This window comes from Limnohabitans sp. DM1, from assembly GCF_001269385.1.
GTDB lineage: Bacteria > Pseudomonadota > Gammaproteobacteria > Burkholderiales > Burkholderiaceae_C > Limnohabitans_A.
On record NZ_CXOO01000073.1, the window covers coordinates 1 to 6,796 of the forward strand.

Annotated in this window: 6 protein-coding genes and 1 pseudogene; 6 read left to right on the top strand and 1 reads right to left on the bottom strand. The window is 57.5% G+C overall.

The window, feature by feature from the left end; genetic code table 11:
- Positions 1-403, bottom strand: a 403-nt coding sequence (locus AMM33_RS21105; RefSeq protein ID WP_194945652.1) for a transposase family protein, incomplete at its 3' end; no start/stop codon positions are given.
- A gap of 112 nt (positions 404-515) precedes the next feature.
- Between AMM33_RS21105 and AMM33_RS21110 the strand changes: the two genes are divergently transcribed.
- The 6 genes and pseudogenes from AMM33_RS21110 to AMM33_RS21135 all read left to right on the top strand — a co-directional run.
- Entirely contained in the window at positions 516-2,273 is a 1,758-nt protein-coding gene (locus tag AMM33_RS21110; protein ID WP_090143198.1) for a DUF2345 domain-containing protein, read from the top strand.
- Positions 2,270-3,586, top strand: a complete 1,317-nt coding sequence (locus tag AMM33_RS21115) for a glycoside hydrolase family 19 protein (protein WP_090143199.1) — start codon at positions 2,270-2,272, stop codon at positions 3,584-3,586. The genes AMM33_RS21110 and AMM33_RS21115 overlap by 4 nt, the downstream gene beginning before the upstream one ends.
- Before the next feature lie 8 nt (positions 3,587-3,594).
- Complete coding sequence (locus tag AMM33_RS22250; protein ID WP_194945653.1) at positions 3,595-4,341, top strand: hypothetical protein; 747 nt, start codon at positions 3,595-3,597, stop codon at positions 4,339-4,341.
- Position 4,342: 1 nt separating this feature from the next.
- Entirely contained in the window at positions 4,343-6,082 is a 1,740-nt protein-coding gene (locus AMM33_RS21125) for a DUF2345 domain-containing protein (RefSeq protein ID WP_369802485.1), read from the top strand.
- 12 nt (positions 6,083-6,094) lie between these two features.
- A complete protein-coding gene (locus AMM33_RS21130; protein WP_090143202.1) occupies positions 6,095-6,364 on the top strand; it encodes a hypothetical protein in 270 nt (89 codons plus the stop codon).
- A gap of 182 nt (positions 6,365-6,546) precedes the next feature.
- Positions 6,547-6,796 (top strand): annotated as a pseudogene (locus AMM33_RS21135) (transposase); the annotation flags it as partial.

Below are 6,796 nucleotides of genomic sequence, written 5' to 3' on the forward strand. Positions count from 1 at the left end.
CGGCCAGAACCTTGTGCGGCGACTCCCCGACAAGACGCGAGACGGCGGCAAATGGCATCTGGCCAGACAGCATCAGAATGAAGGCTTCAAACAGCAAGGTGAAGCCATTAAGTCGCCCGGCAAAATCAGGCTCGACCAACCGCACCGAACCGTTGGGAAGTTTCACGCGAGGCGTGCGAACTTGCAGATGGCACTCGTGTTGAAAGAAGTTCAGGTGCCGATACGTCTTGGCCACCGTGTCGTGCACACCATGCAGCCCATCGTGACCCGAGACTGCAAAGCGACTGCCGACTTTGAAGTCAATCAATATCGTCAAGGTCTTGGCACCTTCGTCGAACTCAACCGAGGCAACGCACCACGGGTCAGTGATGCCCAGGGCAGATTCAAACAGCTTGGCAGTCATCAATTCACGCTCAAAAGTTGATCAATATGGCAGAAGCTTACCCACTCAAATTTCAAGAGAACCCTAAAAACGAACGCACATTTGTGATCCCACGGGGTTACTGAGTTCTGAAATGACGGGCACCACTGGCGAATGCAGCCAGCCCAACGCAGGCACAGGTAAAACCGCTCGCCGATCCCAAGGCCAGTACCTGGCGCGCCTGTGCATGCTGGCTGTGCGACAAGGCAGGTTCCAAACCCTTCCAGTCGTTCTGTCCGACGCCCAGCGCCTGTCCGGCCAATGGCGCATCGAGGTGCGCTTTGAAGTGCAGCCCACCACCGAGCTGCTGCGCCCCGAAGGCCTTCAGCCCAAACCCCACACCCACGGCCCCGAGACCGCTCTGGTCTGCGGGCCAGAGGCCGACACCGCCCAAAGCGACATCTACACCGATCCCTTGGGCCGCATCAAAGTTCAGTTTCCGTGGGACCGCTACGGCGCCAAGAACCACAACAGCAGCTGCTGGGTGCGGGTGTCAGCGGCTTGGGCGGGCAACCAGCTGGGCGCCATGCACGTGCCGCGCATCGGGCAAGAAGTGATCGTGGACTTTCTGGGTGGCGACCCGGACCAGCCCATTTGCACCGGCCGGGTGTACAACCAGATGAACACGCCGCCCTGGGCCTTGCCCGCGCAGCAAGCGCTCAGCGGCTTCAGAAGCCGAGAGCTCAAACCCGGCGGAGGCAACAGCGCGGCAGGCCGAAGCAACCACTTGGTGCTGGACGACACCGAACAAAAGATCCAGGCGCAAATCAAGAGCGACCACCAGCACAGCCAGCTGAGCCTGGGGCACATCACGCGCATCGAAGACAACGCGGGCCGCAAAGACCACCGTGGCGAAGGCTTCGAACTCAGAACCGACGGACACGGCGCAGTCAGGGCCAAAGACGGCTTGCTCATCAGCACCGAGGGCCGACCCAACGCCAATGGCCACATCACCGACCTGAGCGAGACCGCAGCCCGACTACAAAACGGCCACAGTCAGCACGACAGTCTGGGCGACTTGGCGCTGCAACACCAAGCGCAGGATGAAGGCGACCAAGGCGACGTAGCCCAAGCCATTGAAGCGCAGAACAAGGCCATTGCAGGGGACGGTAAAACAGAAGGGAAATTCCCCGAACTGCAAGAGCCCCACCTGATTCTGGCCAGCCCCGCAGGCATCGAGAGCACCACACCGCAAAGCACGCACCAGCACAGCGGCCAGCACCATGCCATCACCAGCGGCGGGCACAGCAGTGTGAGCGCGGGCAAGAGCTGGCTGGTCAGCGCAGAACAAGCCCTGCGCATGTTTGCCTACAAAGCTGGCATCAAGATCGTGAGCGCCGTGGCCAACGTGGACATGCAAGCGCTGGACAAATCCATCCGCTTTCTGGCCAAAGTGAAGATCACGCAAACGGCCAACCGGATTACCCTCACCGCCAAAGAAGAGATCGTGATCAACGGAGGGGGGAGCTTCACCGTGTTTAAGGCTTCGGGCATCGAGGACGGCACCAGCGGGGCGTGGACGAGTCATGCAGCAAGTCATGCGATGCCCAAGGGTAAGAGCTTGGCGGTGGTGATGCCGGAGTTGCCTGTTCATTCAATGAACGGAAATTACCAGACCAAATTTGATGCAGGTGCATTGCTTCACATGGAGGGCGTAGGTCAGAGGACGCCCTATGCCATCTATGGAGAGGATGGAGGACAGCTGCTGGCTAAAAGCGAATTGAATCCTGTGGCCATTGCTTTGCAAGCCAAGCAGGAAGAACCGCAAGAAGTTACGTTCATAGCTGGGCAAGGGCAATGGGTGGTGTTTGTCGAGCAATCAGAACCATTGAACACAGGAGTGTCATCATGAAAGCTTGGTCCGACTTTTTGAAAGAAGCGCCCGGATCGAATAACCAACCTGGAGAGGTGATGGTGGCGTTCCTCAACCGCTACATGTGTCCCGCTACTGGTTTGCGCTACAAACTGGTTATGGAGGGCCAAGCCATCGAAGGAGAAGTGGATGAGGCGCACGCGGGCGTTCGCCTCAAGCCTGTAACGACACAGCCGATAGAGGCGTATGTGTGGTCACGCGATCGGCAAGACTTCAAACGCCTACAGCCTGATGTGCAGCCGGTGCTGCGCCAGCGCACCTTGGCACGCTTTGCCAGCGACACTGTGCTGGTCAAAGTCCAGCTGCAGCCCCACAAAGACGAGGACACGTTGACACATAAGCCGCGCAGCAGCGAGCCCACACCTGCGCCGCCGCCCGGACCATCGCCCACAGACAACCAAGGGGTGCTTGTGCAGCAAAAGCGCAATGAGCGCAATGAACCTGTGGCTTTCATCAGCCGCCCCGTGCCTGCGCAGATCACGTTGGCGCAATTGCAAGGCATTTGCCCCAAAGCCGATGCACAGCATTTGCAAGCCATCGCAGACGAGCTCAATTCAGATTTGGGTAAGTACAAGCTCGACACCCCGGTGCGCAGGGCGCATTTTTTTGGGCAGATCAAACAAGAGGCGGGCGACAAGCTCGACGCCGTGCAAGAGAGCTTGGACTACAACCCGGCGGGCTTGAAGGGGACGTTTGGCTATTACGCCAAGAACCCCGCAGAGGCCGAGCAAGATGGACGCATCAACGGCCTCATCAAGAAATTGGAGTGGAAGGTGATCAATGGTCAGAGACAGCCTGTAGAGCGCCAGTACAAGGGCGTGATCAAACCTGCTGATCAAGAGGCCATTGCGAACAAGGCGTATGGGCCCAAGCCTGGTCTAGCCGAAGCACTAGGTAATAACAAGGACGTTCGTGGGGATGGCTGGAAGTACCGTGGCCGGGGGCTCAAGCAGTTGACCGGAAAAGGTAATTACGATGATTTCGACACGGATTACAAAAAGTATTGGGGGCAAGAGAAAGACTTTCTCGCCCGTCCTGAATTGGTCCAGCTAATGCCCGACATGGTCCGTTCAGCCGTGTGGTTTTGGTTGCGTAAAGAATGTTGGAAGCAAGCGGACAAAGACTCGGGTAAAGGGGCCGTGAGCGATGAGGTGATTGATGCCATCACCAGGATTGTCAACGCGGGTGAGATCAGAAAGCATCAGGCGGGCCAGTACCCCAATGACGAAGGCAAAAACCCCGTTCTAAAACGGCGCTCCAACGTCAAACTCGCCTTCCGATATTTCACATAAAAAACTGTATGAAAAACTTGTTTCAACGAATGATCGTGGGCTTGATTCTGGCTTGTGTTGCCAATTTTTCATGGGCCTATCTCAAAAACGACACCATACAGTCTAGAAAAACATTTGTAACTATGGTTAAGCAATGGGAAAGAGAGACAGTTGATCCCTACATGGTTGCAAGAACGTATGTTTTTGATGCTGAAACCAGCACGCCATACCGGCCAAATACGGCCGGGGGGCATGAAAACTCTATGTTTGCATGGCGTCTGAACCAAACACGCTTCTTCTCGGTAGTTAGTTCTTACGTCCCCGATAACGATCCCATTGAGGGCTGCGAAAACTACCGCCGAGACGACATAAATTGGGAAGGACCGCATTGTGGGTGGATAAATAAGAGAAATCTTGTCTGCCACCTCTTCATGCTGACTGAGCAAGGCCAGATCGCTGGAATTGGCCGCATCGAAATTGGCCGCGACAAGAAGCTGATCCAGGGTAAGCCGTTTTGCTACGACATAAAAGCCATGACAGCCCCCAAAGAGATTGAAGACAGCATGCTCATCACCCTGAGCTACATCGACAGCGCTGCCCAAGCCGACCCCCGGTCAGAACCCGATGAGCTCCCCATGACGGTGCTCATGCGCTTCAAACAAGATACTGACGGTAAGCTCATCATCACACAGGATGAGCAATGCCTGTCCAACCCTAACCGCATTGCCAGCATTGCCGATGCACGCAAGGTGCTCAAGGCGCGAGGGTGTCGGTGAAGTGAGAACTGAGGCTAGAGGCTTTTCTGTAAACGGCAGGTCGGTTTGGTCTGTTCAGCCCAAACCCCACACCCACGGCCCCGAGACGGCGCTGGTCTGCGGGCCAGACGTCGACACCGCCCAAAGCGACATCTACACCGATCCTTTAGGGCGCATCAAAGTGCAGTTTCCTTGGGACCGCTATGGCACCAAAAACCACAACAGCAGCTGCTGGGTGCGGGTGTCTGCCGCTTGGGCGGGCAACCAGCTGGGCGCCATGCACGTGCCGCGCATCGGGCAAGAAGTGATCGTGGACTTTCTGGGCGGAGACCCAGACCAGCCCATCTGCACCGGGCGGGTCTACAACCAGATGAACACGCCGCCCTGGGCACTGCCTGCGCAGCAAGCCTTAAGCGGCTTCAGAAGCCGAGAGCTCAAACCCGGCGGAGGCAACAGCGCAGCGGGCAGGTCCAACCACCTGGTGCTGGACGACACCGAACAAAAAATTCAGGCGCAAATCAAGAGCGACCACCAGCACAGCCAGCTGAGTCTGGGGCACATCACGCGCATCGAAGACAACCAGGGAAGAAAAGACCACCGTGGCGAAGGCTTTGAGCTGCGCACCGACGGACACGGCGCAGTCAGAGCCAAAGACGGCCTGCTCATCAGCACCGAGGCCAGGCCCAACGCCAGCGGGCACATCACCGACCTGAGCGAGACCGCAGCGCGGCTGGCGCAAGGGCAAAGCCAGCACGACAGTCTGGGCGACTTGGCGCTGCAACACCAAGCGCAGGAAGTCAGCGACCAAGGCGACGTAGCCCAAGCTATTGCAGACCAGAACAAGGCCATTGCAGGGGACGGAAAAAGCACAGGCACAAGCACCAACACAGGTGAAGGCCAAGCGAAATTTCCCGAACTGCAAGAGCCCCACCTGATCCTGGCCAGCCCTGCGGGCATCGAGAGCACCACACCGCAAAGCACCCACCAGCACAGCGGCCAGCACCACGCCATCACCAGCGGCGGGCACACAAGCGTGAGCGCGGGCAAGAGCTGGCTCGTCAGCGCAGAACAAGCTCTGCGCATGTTTGCCTACAAAGCCGGCATCAAGATCGTCAGCGCCGTGGCCAACGTGGACATGCAAGCACTGGACAAATCCATCCGCTTCCTGGCCAGAGTGAAGATCACACAAACGGCCAACCGGATCACCTTCACCGCCAAAGAAGAGATCGTGATCAACGGCGGGGGGAGCTTCACCGTTTTGAACAGCGCAGGCATTGAAGACGGCACCAGCGGCAGCTGGGTGACGCATGCGGGTAGCTTCAGCTTGCCGGGGGGGAAGCGGTTGCCCTTCAATCTGTCACCTTCACACATAGCCGAGCCTCCTTACAGTGTGCGTTTTGCTGCACTGGGGAGCGACGCACTGCTTGCTGATGCGGGCTTTGTGGGCAACCCTTACCAATTGCTAGATCAGCAAGGCCGGGTTCTCGCCAAAGGCATTGTTGACGCCAGTGGGCGGCTGCCACGTTTGATGGACAAAGAAGAACCAAGCCAGGTGACCTTGCTGATCGGCAGCATGCAATGCCAACTGCGGCCTTGTTCGGTGCCGCAGGCAGAGCACGAGGAGCTTGACTTGTCCAGTGACGAGTTCACCGACGAAGACTTGGCAGCCTTGACCGAGTCACCTTATTTCGCCGCGCTCAGCAATAGCGAAGACGATACTGATTTCCTGGGCGCAATCGCCGTCCGCCAATTCTTTGCGTAAGGACGCATTGCCATGACCACTTTTGTCAAAGCCACCTATTACCCGAACGAACGCGTGGCCGAATACGTGACAGCCGAAGGCAAGCGCTTGCTGCGCCAGGGCGGCAGCTTGTGCTGGCTGCTCAACAACTGCGGCAACCTGGTTGCCCCCATGAGGGACGGCAAACCCGCGCCCAAAAAGACCCGAAACTATGTGGGCTTTGCGCGTGCCGGCGGTGCCGGGCACCACTTCTTCATGTTCTCAAGCTATGAATCGGGGCGTGAAGCAATCCACCGAACTTAAGATATAATTATTGACGCAACTCATTGATTTAATTGAAGTTTTTCTTATTTTCTCTCGCCGCAACATGACAACCACCATGATAAGAAAATATAGGGTTAACCCTTGGGTCATCGCCTCTTGATGACCTGACCTCTGTCTTTGCCAAGCTGGGTCAGTTCATACACAGCACCGCCTTTGCAGATTTGGCCCGAGGTGCCCAGTCCACCGCCTTTGTTCGCCAACGCAAACTGCCCCTGCCTTGTCTCGTGGGCGCTTTGCTCAGCCAACGCTCTCAATCTCAGCAGCTGATGCTGGACTCGTTTTTCGCCAGCTTGGCCGGTCACCCAGGCCTGCAGCGCGGCGCCTCTGACCGCGCCTTTGCCCTAGCACGCAACAAGCTCAAGCCCGCAGAACTGACCGCTTTGAATGCTCAAGTGCTGGACCTGGCTCAAG